Source organism: Streptomyces sp. NPDC001890, assembly GCF_042891445.1.
GTDB lineage: Bacteria > Actinomycetota > Actinomycetes > Streptomycetales > Streptomycetaceae > Streptomyces.
Genome location: NZ_JBIATE010000002.1, coordinates 864,377 through 877,985, shown reverse-complemented (window position 1 = coordinate 877,985; position 13,609 = coordinate 864,377). Strand labels below are relative to the sequence as shown.

At 70.8% G+C, this 13,609-nt stretch carries 12 protein-coding genes; 6 read left to right on the top strand and 6 right to left on the bottom strand.

Annotated elements, in window-relative coordinates:
* Nucleotide 1: 1 nt before the first annotated feature.
* From ACFYY1_RS10155 to ACFYY1_RS10140, 4 genes are read right to left on the bottom strand one after another with little or no spacing between them, the layout of a single operon-like run.
* On the bottom strand, nucleotides 2-652 hold the full coding sequence (locus ACFYY1_RS10155; protein WP_388583047.1) for an ATP/GTP-binding protein: 651 nt from the start codon (nucleotides 650-652) through the stop codon (nucleotides 2-4).
* The gene (locus ACFYY1_RS10150) at nucleotides 633-1,043 is read right to left on the bottom strand and encodes a DUF742 domain-containing protein (RefSeq protein ID WP_388583045.1); all 411 of its coding nucleotides are present in this window, start codon (nucleotides 1,041-1,043) and stop codon (nucleotides 633-635) included. The genes ACFYY1_RS10155 and ACFYY1_RS10150 overlap by 20 nt, the downstream gene beginning before the upstream one ends.
* Nucleotides 1,040-1,516, bottom strand: coding sequence for a roadblock/LC7 domain-containing protein (locus ACFYY1_RS10145; protein WP_383715133.1), 477 nt, complete (start codon nucleotides 1,514-1,516; stop codon nucleotides 1,040-1,042). The genes ACFYY1_RS10150 and ACFYY1_RS10145 overlap by 4 nt, the downstream gene beginning before the upstream one ends.
* Nucleotides 1,513-4,446 carry a nitrate- and nitrite sensing domain-containing protein gene (locus ACFYY1_RS10140; RefSeq protein ID WP_388583043.1) on the bottom strand — a complete coding sequence of 978 codons (2,934 nt, stop codon included), beginning with the start codon at nucleotides 4,444-4,446 and terminating at the stop codon, nucleotides 1,513-1,515. The genes ACFYY1_RS10145 and ACFYY1_RS10140 overlap by 4 nt, the downstream gene beginning before the upstream one ends.
* A gap of 365 nt (nucleotides 4,447-4,811) precedes the next feature.
* On the opposite strand from ACFYY1_RS10140, the gene ACFYY1_RS10135 reads away from it, so the two are divergent.
* On the top strand, nucleotides 4,812-5,594 hold the full coding sequence (locus tag ACFYY1_RS10135) for a protein phosphatase 2C domain-containing protein (protein ID WP_388583042.1): 783 nt from the start codon (nucleotides 4,812-4,814) through the stop codon (nucleotides 5,592-5,594).
* Nucleotides 5,595-5,690: 96 nt separating this feature from the next.
* Here ACFYY1_RS10135 and ACFYY1_RS10130 read toward each other — a convergent pair whose 3' ends face one another.
* Nucleotides 5,691-6,173 carry a MarR family winged helix-turn-helix transcriptional regulator gene (locus ACFYY1_RS10130; protein ID WP_266729725.1) on the bottom strand — a complete coding sequence of 161 codons (483 nt, stop codon included), beginning with the start codon at nucleotides 6,171-6,173 and terminating at the stop codon, nucleotides 5,691-5,693.
* Nucleotides 6,174-6,414: 241 nt separating this feature from the next.
* Between ACFYY1_RS10130 and ACFYY1_RS10125 the strand changes: the two genes are divergently transcribed.
* Together ACFYY1_RS10125 and ACFYY1_RS10120 are read left to right on the top strand one after the other, a co-directional pair.
* Nucleotides 6,415-7,269: a lysozyme gene (locus tag ACFYY1_RS10125; protein ID WP_388583040.1), complete on the top strand. Its 855-nt coding sequence runs from the start codon at nucleotides 6,415-6,417 to the stop codon at nucleotides 7,267-7,269.
* A 252-nt stretch (nucleotides 7,270-7,521) separates the two neighbouring features.
* Entirely contained in the window at nucleotides 7,522-8,274 is a 753-nt protein-coding gene (locus ACFYY1_RS10120) for a polysaccharide deacetylase family protein (protein ID WP_388583490.1), read from the top strand.
* Nucleotides 8,275-8,506: 232 nt separating this feature from the next.
* On the opposite strand, the gene lon is transcribed toward ACFYY1_RS10120, so the two are convergent.
* Complete coding sequence (lon, locus tag ACFYY1_RS10115; RefSeq protein WP_388583038.1) at nucleotides 8,507-10,939, bottom strand: endopeptidase La; 2,433 nt, start codon at nucleotides 10,937-10,939, stop codon at nucleotides 8,507-8,509.
* 276 nt (nucleotides 10,940-11,215) lie between these two features.
* Between lon and ACFYY1_RS10110 the strand changes: the two genes are divergently transcribed.
* The 3 genes from ACFYY1_RS10110 to ACFYY1_RS10100 are packed head-to-tail and all read left to right on the top strand — an operon-like array spanning nucleotide 11,216 to nucleotide 13,565.
* Nucleotides 11,216-12,049 (top strand): Mu transposase C-terminal domain-containing protein, encoded by an 834-nt coding sequence (locus ACFYY1_RS10110; protein WP_388583036.1) that lies wholly within the window; start codon nucleotides 11,216-11,218, stop codon nucleotides 12,047-12,049.
* Nucleotides 12,046-13,440, top strand: a complete 1,395-nt coding sequence (locus tag ACFYY1_RS10105) for a TniB family NTP-binding protein (protein WP_388583034.1) — start codon at nucleotides 12,046-12,048, stop codon at nucleotides 13,438-13,440. The genes ACFYY1_RS10110 and ACFYY1_RS10105 overlap by 4 nt, the downstream gene beginning before the upstream one ends.
* Nucleotides 13,437-13,565 carry a hypothetical protein gene (locus ACFYY1_RS10100; protein WP_388583032.1) on the top strand — a complete coding sequence of 43 codons (129 nt, stop codon included), beginning with the start codon at nucleotides 13,437-13,439 and terminating at the stop codon, nucleotides 13,563-13,565. Before ACFYY1_RS10105 ends, ACFYY1_RS10100 begins: the two co-directional genes overlap by 4 nt.
* Nucleotides 13,566-13,609 lie beyond the last annotated feature (44 nt).

The following is a 13,609-nucleotide window of genomic DNA, read 5'->3' as shown; positions in this document are numbered from 1 at the left end:
CCTACGCGGGGGTGGCGTCCAGGGCGTGGCCGACCAGGGCCAGCAGCGACTCGACGACGGTGATCCTGTTACGCGCGTCCATGATCACAACGGGCACGTGCGAGGGGACGGTCAGGGCCTCCCGTACGTCCTCGACCTCGAATCCGGGCGTTCCCTCGAACTGGTTGACGGCCACGATGTACGGCAGCCCGCAGCTCTCGAAGTAGTCGAGTGCGGGGAAGCAGTCGGCGAGCCGGCGGGTGTCGGCCATCACCACGGCGCCGATCGCGCCGCGCACCAGGTCGTCCCACATGAACCAGAAGCGCTGCTGGCCCGGTGTGCCGAACACGTACAGCACGAGGTCGTCGTCGAGCGTGAGCCGGCCGAAGTCCATCGCGACGGTCGTGGTGACCTTGTCGGGCGTCGCGGAGAGATCGTCGGTCTCCTCGCTGGCCTGGGTCATCATCGCTTCGGTCTGCAGCGGGGTGATCTCGGAGACCGAGCCCACGAAGGTCGTCTTGCCCACGCCGAAGCCGCCCGCGACCACGATCTTCGTGGCGATCGGGGCCCGGGTGTGGTCCAACTGCCAGGCCTGGAGCGATTCATCGGCCTGGTCCCTGGCGCCCGGCTGACGCGGGGCGAAGAGCGGCGACTCAGAGACGGCGGAGTCCATTGAGCACCCTTTCGAGCAGTGCGCGGTCGGGCTGACCGGTGCCGTGACCGGTTCCGTACACGCGGATCTTTCCTTGATCGGCCAAGTCGCTGAGCAGCACCCGGACCACGCCGAGCGGCATCTTCAACAGGGCCGAGATCTCCGCGACGGTACGCATCCGGCGGCAGATTTCGACGATGGCCTGGAGCTCCGGCATGATGCGGCCCAGGTTGCCCTTGGTCAGCTCGCGGCGCTCCTCGGGCGCTTCGAGCGCGGCGACGAACGTCTCGACGAGCAGGACGTGGCCGAAGCGGGTGCGTCCGCCGGTGAGCGAGTACGGACGGACCCGTGCGGGCCTTCGGTCGGCCCCGCGGACGGGGAGCCTGCGGGCGGTTTCAGCAGCGGGCTTCACTGGGTGCTCTCCATCGATTTGCGCAGTTCACTGCGGAGTTCGGGGGTGAGTACGTGTCCGGCCCGGCCGACGAAGAGCGCCATGTGGTAGGCGATGACGCTCATGTCGCAGTCCGGGGTGGCGTGCACGCCGAGGAGCGAGCCGTCGCTGATCGACATGACGAAGACGCTGCCTTCGTCCATGGCGACCATCGTCTGCTTGACGCCTCCGCCGTCCATCAGCTTGGCGGCGCCGATGGTGAGGCTGCCGATGCCGGAGACGATGGTCGCCAGGTCGGCGCTGGAGCCCCTGGGGCCGCCCTGGCCGCCGGTCCGGGCGATCAGATGGCCGGGGTCGGAGGAGAGCAGCATCAGTCCGTCGGACGAGACGACGGTGACCGAGTGGACCCCTGGCACCTCCTCCACGAGATTGCTCAGCAACCAGTGAAGGTTACGGGCCTCGGTGCTCAGCCCGAATGTGCTGGGCGCAGTCAACTGCGTGCCTCCTCGACTGTGTCCCCCGTCTCGTCCGTCCGATCGGTCCGGCCGCCATCGAGGCCGGCCGCCTCTCTGTGTTCGGTCCGTGCGGGGCGTGCGCCGGGTACGGCGACTCCCGGGAACGTCCCGGTGGCCGTGCTTTCGGCGATCTCCGCCTCGACGTCCCGGCGGCCGTCCTTCGCGCCCTGGTGGAAGCCGCCGAGCCGCCGGCGCAGCGCCTCCTTGTCCAGGCTGCCCGTGCGCTCGGCCGTGGGTGCCGTGGCGGGCTTGACGACCTTGGGGGTGCGCTTGGGCAGCCCCTTGTCGGTGATGCGTTCGGCGGGCTGCCGGGGCTCGGCCTGGGGCTGGAGCTGCTGTTCCGGCTGCCGGGGGCCGGGCAGGGCGTCGGCCACGGGGGTGTGCGCCGGGGCGGCCGGGTGCGGCTCCGGGGTGCCGTCCGCGGCGCGCTCGTGGCGGTCGGGGCCGATGGCGTACGGGTCGGGGGCCTCGGCCCGGGGGGCGTCCGCGGACTCCGGCACCACCGGGAGCCGGACCTGCATCGTGACCTCGGCCTCCGTCTCGGCCGGGGCCGGGGCGGGGGCGGGGGCCTGCGCCCGGGCCGGCTCGGGCTCGGGGACGACGGCGGGTTCGGGGGCGGCGGCGGGGGCCGGTTCGGCCTGCGCCTCGCGGATCGTCTGCTCGGCGGCGGCGATCAGCGGGTCGCCGGACGGCGCGAGGGTCCGGCTCGGCAGCGCGTTGGAGTTGGCCTCGGCGACCGACCCCGGCAGGTTCAGCGAAGGGGCGTCCCCGGGGACCTTCACCGGCGGCGGGGCGGCGGCCGGGGGCGCCTTCGGCAGCAGGGCCTGCGGAAGCACGACGACCGCAGTGACCCCGCTGCCCTTGTGCTCGCGCAGCTCGACCCGGACGCCGTGGCGCGCGGCCAGCAGGGAGGTGACCTGGAGGCCCAGGCCCGCCCCGTCCGCGCCCTGGTCCCCCACCTCGAAGAGCTTGGGGTCGGCGAGGCGGGTGTTGAGCTCGCCCATCCGTACGGTCGACATCCCGATGCCCTCGTCCTGGACGGAGAGCATCACCTCGCCGCTCTCCAGCAGCCAGCCGGAGAGCTGGACGTGGGAGTCGGGCGGGGAGAAGGAGGTGGCGTTCTCCAGGAGTTCGGCGACCAGGTGGCTGAGGTCGTCGGCGGCGAAGCCGGCGATCTGGGCGTGCGGCGGCAGGGACTGGATGGTGACCCGCTCGTACCGCTCGATCTCCGACACGGCCGCGCGCAACACGTCGACCAGCGGGATCGGCCCCGCGTGCCCGTGGCCGTGCTCGGCGCCCGCGAGGACCAGCATGTTCTCGCTGTGCCTGCGCATGACGGTGGCCATGTGGTCGAGCTTGAAGAGGGTGGCGAGCCGCTCCGGGTCGTGCTCGCGCTCCTCCAGGCTCTCGATGACCCCGAGCTGGCGCTCGACGAGGCCGAGGGTGCGCAGCGAGAGGTTGACGAAGGTGTGGTGGACCGTGTTCTTCAGCCGCTCCAGCTGGGCGGTCAGGTCGGAGGCCACGACCTGGAGCTCGGCGCGCTGGAGGGTGAGGGCCTCGCGACCGGCGAGCAGCTCCCCGTGCTCGGCCCGGAGGGTCTCGTAGCGGCCGTTGAACTCGCTCAGGAGCCCCTGGAGCCTGCCGTGCAGGCCGTTGAGGGACCGTACGACCTGGGCGAACTCGTCGTTGCGGCCGGTGTAGCGGATCGGCTCGGCGGTGTCGGGCTCGGTGGCGAGGCGGGCGGCGCCGATCCGCAGCACGGCGAGCGGCTGGGTGAGGGTGCGGGCCACCGCGGTGGAGACGCCGACGGCGATCAGCAGGCAGCCGCCGAGCAGCGCGATGCGCAGTTCGAGCGCGGTGACGTCGTCGTCGCGCAGCTGCTCCAGGCTCTGGATCTGTTCGGTGCCGAGCGCGGATTCGACGCTCCGCATCCGGTCGATCCGTGCGGAGAGCGCCGCGTCGGCCTTCTTGCTGCTGGTCCGCTGGTCGGAGTCGGACAGCTCGGGGCGGTCGGTGAGGGTGTTGAGGTACTTCTCCGCGCTGTTGACCTCGGGCCCGGTGACGGTGGACGACAGCTTGTCGCGGGCGGTGGAGCCGGCGGCCTGGTCGAAGTCGGCGAGGGCGGCGAGTTCGCGGACCCGGGACTGCTGGGCGGCGGCGCTCAGCTCGTCACGGGTGCGGTCGTCCTTGTCGCTGCCGCCGTCCTGGGTCGGCACCGGCAGCCCGGTCACCGGGTCGAGCTGCGGGACGGCGACCTTGCGGGGTACCGAGAGCGCGGCGATCAGCAGTCCGCGGGTGGCGGAGGCCTGCTCGGTGGCCTGGCCGAGGGCGAGCGGGGCGCGGGTGGCCTCGGCCGCGCGCGGCGGGGTCTTCTCGGCGAGTTCGTCCGCGAGTGCGTGGAGCTTGGCGATGACCTCGGAGTAGGCCTGGTGGGCCTCCAGGGCCGTGCCCTTGCCGCTGAGCGCGTCGCGGCGCAGGGACGGGATGGCGGAGAGGTCCCGGCGCAGTGCGGCCGGGGCCGTGGGCCGGATCTCGTCGACCTGCTGGTCGACGCGGGCGCTGCGGCTGCGGGAGTCGCCCTTGCCGCCGGACGCCTCGTCACTTCCGGACGCGATCCGGGCGGTGACCTCGTCGCGCTCGTCCGCGAGGGCGTGGGCGAGGGCGATGGCCTGCTGGTTCAGCTCGGCGAGGGTGACCAGCCGCTGCGATTCGTTCAGTTCGGAGGAGGCGGCGAGGATCGCGGGGGTGCCCGCGCCGATGACCGTGATGCCGACCACCGCGACACCGGCGACCAGCCGGCTCCGCACCCGCACGGGGCGCCGGGTGCTCCCGCTCTCGGCAGGTGCCGGTGGCGTCACCCCGGAACCGCTCTGCTTGCCGCCCTTGCTCCGAGGCCGCTTCTTCTGCACCGGTGCTCGCAATCTTGACTCGTTCGCCCTTGAAGCAGAGGTGACGCACGGTCACATGTAACGAGCGCCCCGACCCCTGGTACGGCTTCTGACCATTCCAGTGCTTTTGAGAGGGGGGCGTGCATCAACCACTCCGCCACCTGAACGAGTGAACATCACTCCAGAGTTGGCGAACAAGTTTGCCCTGGAGGCACCTCGGCCACACCTGGCACTTGGGCTGGAACTTCCGCGCAGGCTTTGGCAGGATGCCCGCCCGCACACCCAACGGAGCCGCTCCTTCCGCTCCAGCCGCTCACGTGACCTGCTGGTACAGGCCAATACCGGCCGAGTGCAGGGCTCGTGAAGGCGCCGTGCAGACTGGTCGCATGCGCATCGAACTGGCCACCGTCGCCGGCAGCCCGGAACGCCCGAACGAGGACTGGGCCGCCACCTCGCTCCCCGCTTCCGGCCGAGGTGGAGTACTGGTCGTGCTCGACGGGGTGACACCGCCCCGGGGTGATGATGGTTGTGTGCACTCGGTCACCTGGTTCACCGCCCGGCTGGGCGGCGCACTGATCGAACTGTCCGGTTCGCGACGGGATCTGACTCTTCAGGAGATCCTGGAGACGTCCATCCGGCGCACCGCCGACACGCACCGTTCCCTGTGTGACCTTTCTCACGTGCGTACGCCTCAGGCGACGGTCGTCATGGCGCGCTGGGACGACCACGGGGTCGAGCATCTGGTGCTCTCCGATTCCGTACTCCTGTTCGAGGCGCATGACGGGAGCGTGCGCCCCCTGCTCGACGACCGGCTCGACCGCCTGCCGCCCGGTTCGCTGCGCACCGAGGCCCTCGCCGACTCCTTCCGGAACAAGGAGGGCGGCTTCTTCACCGCCGCCGCCGACCCTTCCGTGGCGGCCCGCGCGATCACCGGGCACACCCCGCGCGACCGGGTGCGGGCGATCGCCGCGCTGACCGACGGGGCGGCCCGCTGGACCGAGATGTTCCACGAGGGCGACTGGGCGGACTGCCTCGGAATCCTCCACAAGGACGGGACGCAGGGGCTGATCGACCGGGTCAGGGCCCTGGAGGACGCGGACACCGGGCGCACACACCTGCGCCGCGGCAAGACCCATGACGACGCGACGGCGGTCTACGCGGTGCTGTGACGAGCGACTGCGCGGTGCTGCGACAGCGGTGCTGCACAGCGACTCTTCGACAGCGGCGCCGTGACGGCGCACCGCAGGGCCGCGCCCCGGCACGCTTCAGCCCTCGGCCCGCTCGTTCAAGTGGTGCAGCAGCCGGGCCAGTTCGGCCACCTCGGCCCGGTCCCAGTCGTCGAGCTTGCGGACATAGCGCTCACGGCGGGCGTCGCGCACGCTGCGGTAGCGGGCCAGCCCCTCGGCGGTGAGGCGGACCAGGAAGGCGCGGCCGTCGGCCGGATCGGGTTCGCGGGCCACCAGTCCGAGGTCCTCCAGGGCGCGCAGCTGACGGCTCATGGTCGCCTTGCCCACCCCGAAGTAGGCCGCCAGATCGGTGGCCCGCTGCTGCCCGGCCGACTCCAGCCGGACGAGCAGTCCGTACGCGGCTGCCTCCAGATCCGGATGGACCTCGCGCGCCATCTCGCCGGAATTGGACCGCGCCCGGCGCAGAAAGACGGCCAACTCCCGCTCCAGAGCGAGGAATGCGTGGTCCACACCACTTCCGCCGGTCGCGCCGGGTTCACTACCGCTTTCGCTCCCGTGCACGTCAACACCCCTCGTGAGCTTTCCTGTCGCTGAAAATTTCTTTCGCCGCTGGTCATCGCCGCAGCTCCGCCAGTATTTCGTAGGCGTAGACCAACGGCAGCTACCAGGCCCCCTTCCCCGCACGGGTCTACGTGCGTAGCGTCAGTCCTGGCATGTTCACACCATTACATGCCGGCAGGGGTGCGCTCCGCGTCCCCCTGGGATCAGCACGTCCCCCCACCACGTCCTCGGAGGCACTCCCATGCCGGTGCTCAGATCCACTTCCAAGACGTCCCGCCGCTCCCGCTTCGCAGCGGCCGGGACCCTGCTCGCAGCCCTCTCGCTCCTCCTCACCCTGCCCGGCGCGGCGAGCGCCGCCGCCGGCCAGGACGCGGCGGCCGCCAAGAAGCCCGCCCGCGGCACGGCCACGATGGGCATGGGCGTCATCGCCCATGACGGCCAGGGCGGACTGCCGCGGGACACCCGCGCCGTCCAGACCGAAGGCGTCGACGTCTCCGGCCACCAGGGCAACGTCGCCTGGTCGACGCTCTGGAACAGCGGGGTGAAGTGGGCCTACACCAAGGCCACCGAGGGCACTTACTACAAGAACGAGTACTTCGCCCAGCAGTACAACGGTTCCTACAACGTGGGCATGATCCGGGGCGCGTACCACTTCGCCACCCCGAACACCACGAGCGGCGCCACCCAGGCCAACTACTTCGTGGACAACGGCGGCGGCTGGTCGCGGGACGGCAAGACGCTGCCCGGCGTGCTCGACATCGAGTGGAACCCGTACGGCGACCAGTGCTTCGGCAAGACCGCGGCCGGCATGGTCTCGTGGATCCGCGACTTCGTGAACACGTACAAGGCGCGCACCGGACGCGACGCGGTCATCTACACCGCGACCAGCTGGTGGAAGACCTGCACCGGCAACAACGCGAGCTTCGGCACCACCAACCCGCTGTGGGTGGCCCGCTACGCCTCCACGGTCGGCGAGCTCCCGGCCGGCTGGGGCTTCTACACGATGTGGCAGTACACCTCGTCCGGCCCCACCGTCGGCGACCACGACCGCTTCAACGGCGCCCTCGACCGCGTACAGGCCCTCGCCAACGGCTGAGTCCGCCCGCCGCGCCCTCGCGGCCCACCGCTTCGCACCGCAGAGCCCCGGTCGGTCACCCGCCGGGGCTCTCGCCTTCCCCCACCCTCGCGACTCCGCCCCCGCGACCAGGGATTGCCGCCCGCCGCCCCGGGAGCGACCCCTCTATAAACGCGATGTATACACGCTGTGTATAGTCCTTCTCTGCCGCACAGGCCGTGCGCCGTGACCAGCTGTTCAGCAACGGAGGAGTGACCCGCCTTGCCCATCAAGATGAAGTCCATCGGTACGGGGTTGGCCGCCGCCCTTGTGACGGCGCTCACCCTCACGCTGAGCGGGTGCTCCATGCAGACCACGGCGCCCGCCTCGGCGCGCGGCGACGCCGGCTCCGACGCCAAGGGCTCCTTCGGCCCGGTGGACTGCCGCAAGGCGAAGTGCATAGCGCTGACCTTCGACGCGGGACCGGGCGAGGACACCCCGCACCTGCTGGACATACTCAAGGAGAAGAAGGTGCACGCGACCTTCTTCCTGCTGGGCAAGAACCACGTCAAGAAGCACCCCGACACCGTGCGCAGGATCGCCGCCGAGGGGCACGAGGTGGCCAACCACACCTGGACCCACCAGGTCCTGACGGACCGCAAGCCGGCCGAGATACGGGCCGAGCTGGAGAAGACGCAGAACGCGATAGCGGACGTCACCGGCAAGAAGCCGCGCCTGATGCGCCCGCCGCAGGGCCGCACCGACGACACGGTCTCGGACATCAGCAAGGACCTGGGGCTCTCCCAGATCCTGTGGAGCGCCACGGCGAAGGACTATTCCACGACCGACTCGGCGCTGATCAAGAAGCGCATCCTGGACCAGGCGAGCAAGGACGGCGTCATCCTGCTGCACGACATCTACAAGGGCACGGTGCCCGCGGTGCCGGGCATCATCGACGAGCTGAAGAAGCAGGGCTACACCTTCGTCACCGTCCCGCAGCTGATGGCGCCCGCCGAGCCGGTCCCGGGGACCATCTACCGCCCCTGAGCAGGCACCGATGCACCGGCAGGGCCCCTGGCGCGCGGTGCGCCGCCAGGAACCAGCGTTCCCGCCGCTGCTCCTCGGTGAGGCGGGCGTCGGCGAGATGGTGGCGGGTGTTCAGGAGGCGTCTGCCGCCCCGCACCACCCGGACCCGGAACGGCCCGCCCACCCGTTGCCGGGGAGGCGGGCCGTCCGTACCGGTCGCGTACGTGGTGCCACGTCCGTCACGCCGTGGCGATCACGCCGCGGCCGGGATCCTCTCCTCGGGCCTGGCCGCGGCAGCCGGGGCGAGGGCGATCTCCAGGACCTGGCGGACATCGGTCACCGGGTGGACCTCCAGCGTGTCCAGGACCTCGGCGGGGACATCGTCCAGGTCGGCCTCGTTCCGCTTCGGGATCACCACGGTGGTGATTCCGGCGCGGTGCGCGGCCAGCAGCTTCTGCTTCAGGCCGCCGATCGGCAGCACCCGTCCGGTCAGCGAGACCTCACCGGTCATCGCCACGTCCGTACGGACCAGCCGCCCGGAGAGCAGCGAGGCCAGCGCCGTCGTCATGGTGATGCCGGCGCTCGGGCCGTCCTTCGGGACCGCGCCCGCCGGGAAGTGGATGTGCACGCCGCGGTCCTTCAGGTCCGCGACCGGCAGCTCCAGCTCCGCGCCGTGCGACCGCAGGAAGCTCAGCGCGATCTGCGCGGACTCCTTCATGACGTCGCCGAGCTGGCCGGTGAGGGTCAGTCCGGACGCCCCGGTCTCCGGGTCGGCCAGCGACGCCTCCACGAACAGCACGTCGCCGCCCGCGCCGGTCACCGCGAGTCCGGTGGCCACACCGGGCACCGAGGTACGGCGCTCGGCCGGGTCCTGGGCGGACTCGGGCACATGGTGCGGCCGTCCGATCAGCGCGCGCAGATCCGCCTCGGTGACCGTGAACGGCAGCTCGCGGTCGCCCAGTTCGTGCTGGGCCGCGACCTTGCGCAGCAGCCGGGCGACGGCCCGTTCCAGGTTCCGCACGCCCGCCTCGCGGGTGTACTCGCCGGCCAGCTTGCGCAGCGCGGACTCGTCCAGCGTCACCTCGTCCTTCTCCAGACCGGCCCGCTCCAGCTGACGCGGGAGCAGGTGGTCCCGGGCGATGACGACCTTCTCGTCCTCGGTGTAGCCGTCGAGCCTGACCAGCTCCATGCGGTCGAGCAGGGCCTCCGGGATGGCTTCGAGCACATTGGCCGTGGCCAGGAAGACGACGTCGCTGAGGTCGAGCTCGACCTCCAGGTAGTGGTCGCGGAAGGTGTGGTTCTGCGCCGGGTCGAGGACTTCGAGGAGGGCGGCGGCCGGGTCGCCCCGGAAGTCGGAGCCCACCTTGTCGATCTCATCGAGCAGGACGACCGGGTTCATCGAACCGGCCTCCTTGACGGCCCGCACGATGCGTCCGGGAAGGGCACCCACGTACGTACGCCGGTGGCCCCGGATCTCCGCCTCGTCCCGCACACCGCCGAGGGCGACGCGGACGAACTTGCGGCCCATGGCGTGCGCGACGGACTCGCCGAGCGAGGTCTTGCCCACGCCCGGAGGCCCCACCAGCGCCAGCACGGCACCGCCGCGCCGCCCGCCGACCACGCCGAGCCCCCGGTCGGAGCGCCGCTTGCGGACGGCCAGGTACTCGGTGATGCGTTCCTTCACGTCCTGGAGCCCGGCGTGCTCGGCGTCGAGCACCTGCTGCGCGCCCCGGATGTCGTACGCGTCCTCGGTCCGCTCGTTCCACGGCAGTTCGAGGACGGTGTCGAGCCAGGTCCTGATCCAGGAGCCCTCGGGGCTCTGGTCGGAGGAGCGCTCCAGCTTGTCGACCTCCTTGAGCGCGGCCTCGCGGACATGCCCGGGAAGGTCGGCGGCCTCGACGCGGGCCCGGTAGTCGTCGGACTCGTCTGCGCCGGAACCAGGCCCACCGTTGAGCTCGGAGAGCTCCTTGCGGACGGCTTCGAGCTGGCGCCGCAGCAGGAATTCGCGCTGCTGCTTGTCGACGCCCTCCTGGACGTCCTTGGCGATGGACTCGGCGACGTCCTGCTCGGCGAGGTGTTCGCCGAGCCACTGGATGGCGAGCTTCAGCCGGGCGACCGGGTCCGTGGTCTCCAGGAGCTGCACCTTCTGGGCGGTGGTGAGGAAGGGCGAGTAACCGGAATTGTCGGCGAGCGCGGAGATGTCCTCGATCTGCTGGACCCGGTCCACGACCTGCCAGGCGCCGCGCTTCTTCAGCCAGCTGGTGGCGAGCGCCTTGTACTCCTTGACCAGCTCGGCGGCGGCTCCGGGAAGCGGATCGGGGACGATCGCGTCGACCCGGGTCCCCTCCACCCAGAGCGCTCCGCCCGGCCCACTGGTCCCGGCCCCGATCCGCACCCGGCCCCGGCCGCGGATGAGCGCGCCCGGATCCCCGTCCGAAAGCCGTCCGACCTGCTCGACGGTGCCGATGACACCGGTGCCGGTGTACGTACCGTCGATCCGCGGCACCAGAAGCACCTCGGGCTTGCCGCCGCCGTCCCGGGCCGCGGCCTGCGCGGCCTCCACGGCAGCACGTACATCGGTGTCGGACAGGTCCAGAGGCACCACCATCCCGGGCAGCACGACCTCGTCGTCGAGCGGCAGCACGGGCAGGGCGAGCGGAGTGACCGCATTGGAATCGGTAGCCATGATCTCCCCTTCGGCAGTCAAGTTGAGCTATGCAGACTCAATGCTCCTGAGCCGTCCATTGTTCCCCGAGGCGTGTTCGCCGTGAGCGATCAAGACGCAATGTCCTGTGACGTGGATCTCTTCGCTTTGCAGCTTCATGTTTCGCCTGACCTTTCGTTGCGGGCTCGGGTTAGTGGGTCATGGCAGGTTCGTTAGGGGTATTGCCGGGTGGGGTCTCCGGGCCTCCGGCGGAGGGGTTCGAGGTCGCGTCCGCACACGCCGACCGACAAGGCGATCGTGGAGGCCACCTTTTCCTCGATCAACAGCCTGTTCACCCAGCACCTGGCCGGCTGCACCGGCCGGGATGTCTCCCGCCGCGGCGAGCGGGTGGAGGACCGGGCCGTCTGGACGGTTCCGGAGCTTCAGGACCTGCTGGACGAATGGCTGCTGGCCGGGTGGCAGTCCAGGCCGCACAGCGCTCTGCGGGACCCGTTCCGCCCGAAGAAGGCGATGTCGCCGAACGACAAGTACGCCTCACTGGTGGCGGCCTGCGGCTATCTGCCGCTGGTGCTGCGCGGCGAGGACTACCTGGAGTTGATGCCGGTGGCCTGGCGGGCGATCAACGACTACGGAATTCAGATCAGCTACCGCACCTACGACAGCCCCTACCTGGGGCCGCATCGACGCGAGCACTCCGGGATCACCGCCAAGCGCGGTCTGTGGGAAGTGCACTACGACCCTTACGACCTGTCTCAGGTGTTCGTCCGCACACCGGGCGGCTGGGTCACCGCGCCCTGGACGCAGTGGCCGCTGGTGAACGCGCCGTTCGCGGACTTCACCTGGCAGCACGCGCGCCGCCTGGCGGCCGAGGCCGGACTGGACGACACCAACGAGACGGCTGTCGCGCGCGTCCTGGACAGCCTGCTCACCCGCGCCGAGCACGGCCCGGACACCCGGTCGGCCAAGGTGGCGGCCCGAACCCGCACAGCCCGAGCCGTCCCCGCGCCCGCTGCGGCGCCCGATACCGACATCGACACCGCGTCCGAACCGGAGCCCGAGGCCCAGCCGCCTGCGGCGGCGGTGGAGTTCGGGATCTTCGACGCCCACGCCGAGGCCGAAAGGTGGCTATGAACAAGCCCTCCCTGCCCGCGCCTGACATGGCGGCAGAGGTTCCGCCGGACAACCCGTTGACCACCAAGGAGGGCTGGCGTCACTTCATCGGCCATGAGCCGGTTCCGCCCCGGCTGCTGACGGCCGGTGGACGCGCGGCACTGAGCCCGCAGGAACGGATGCGCGAGGACGAACGGCGCCGCGAGTATCACGCCGACCTGCCAATGGTGAACACCCCGGTCATCCGCAAAGTGACGGCCACCTCCAGGCTGCTGATCCAGCTCAACCGCAACCAGATCTCCGCCCGCCGCGGCGTAATCCTCTCTGGCGGCTCCGGCACCGGCAAGACGACCGCGCTGACGCAACTCGGGCGGGCCCACGAGCTGGCAGTCCGCAAACGACACCCGCGCGATGCGAACCGCCTGCCGGTCGTCTATGTCACCGTTCCTCCGGCGGCCACCCCGAAGATGCTCGCGATGGAGTTCGCCCGCTTCTTCGGGCTGACCTTCCCATCCCGGGCCGACATCACCGACGTCGTCGACGCCGTCTGCGCCACCGCCGCACACGTCCGTGTTGACCTGGTACTCGTCGACGAGATCCACAACCTGACCCTCACCACCCGCTCCGGAGCCGAAGCCTCCGATCAGCTGAAGTACTTCGCCGAACGACTCCCTGCGACCTTCGCCTACGCAGGCATGGAGGTCGAGTCCAAGGGCCTGTTCGCAGGCACCCGGGGACGGCAGATCGCCGGACGCTTCGTCGTCATCCCCGCCACACCGTTCACGCACGCCACCACCGAGGACCAGGAATCCTGGCGGGCATTGGTGGGCACCTTGGAATCCACGCTCCGGCTGAACCACCACACCCCCGGCACGCTGGCAGGGTTGAGCGAGTATCTCTTCCATCGCACCGGCGGCATGATCGGCAGTCTTTCCCAACTCATCCGTGGCGGCGCCGTCCTCGCTGTCGAGGACGGGACCGAGCGCATCACCGAGGAATTGCTGGACATCGTCCCCGTCGACTACGCGGCCGAGCAGTCGAACAAGCGCACCGCACCCGCCAAGCCCGCAAGGAAGCGCAGGCGGGCAGCCTGTTGCACGTCCGCCGGCTGCCCGATCCGGTCCCGCCCGCCCGGCACGAGATTCCCGCCTCCTACATCAGCCGCCTGGCCACCCTCCACGGCCTCGACATCAACGACCTCTGGACACAGGTCACCGAGCGCGAGAAGTCCGGCGGCATGCGCCGCGTCGTCGTCCCCGAACGCCTCGCAGCACTCACCGGACGCACCATCCACGCCCTCGCCGGCGCGATGCCCGAGCTCCGCAGCCCCCAGCCCGATTGGGCGATGTTCCGGCACCAGCCACAGACCGGCTGCCACCGCTGCGACGCCCGGCACCCCGGCGGCAAAGTGACCCGGCTCCTGCCCCACCACCTCTACGTCTGCCTGCGCCACCGCACCTGGATCGGCCCGCCCGACATCGACCACCCCGCCGTCGACCTCACCCGGCTCCCCGAAGTCGTCGACGCCCAGCGCTAGCACCTGCGCATCCTGAGCCGATACGGCTGGGCCGCCGCCTACGA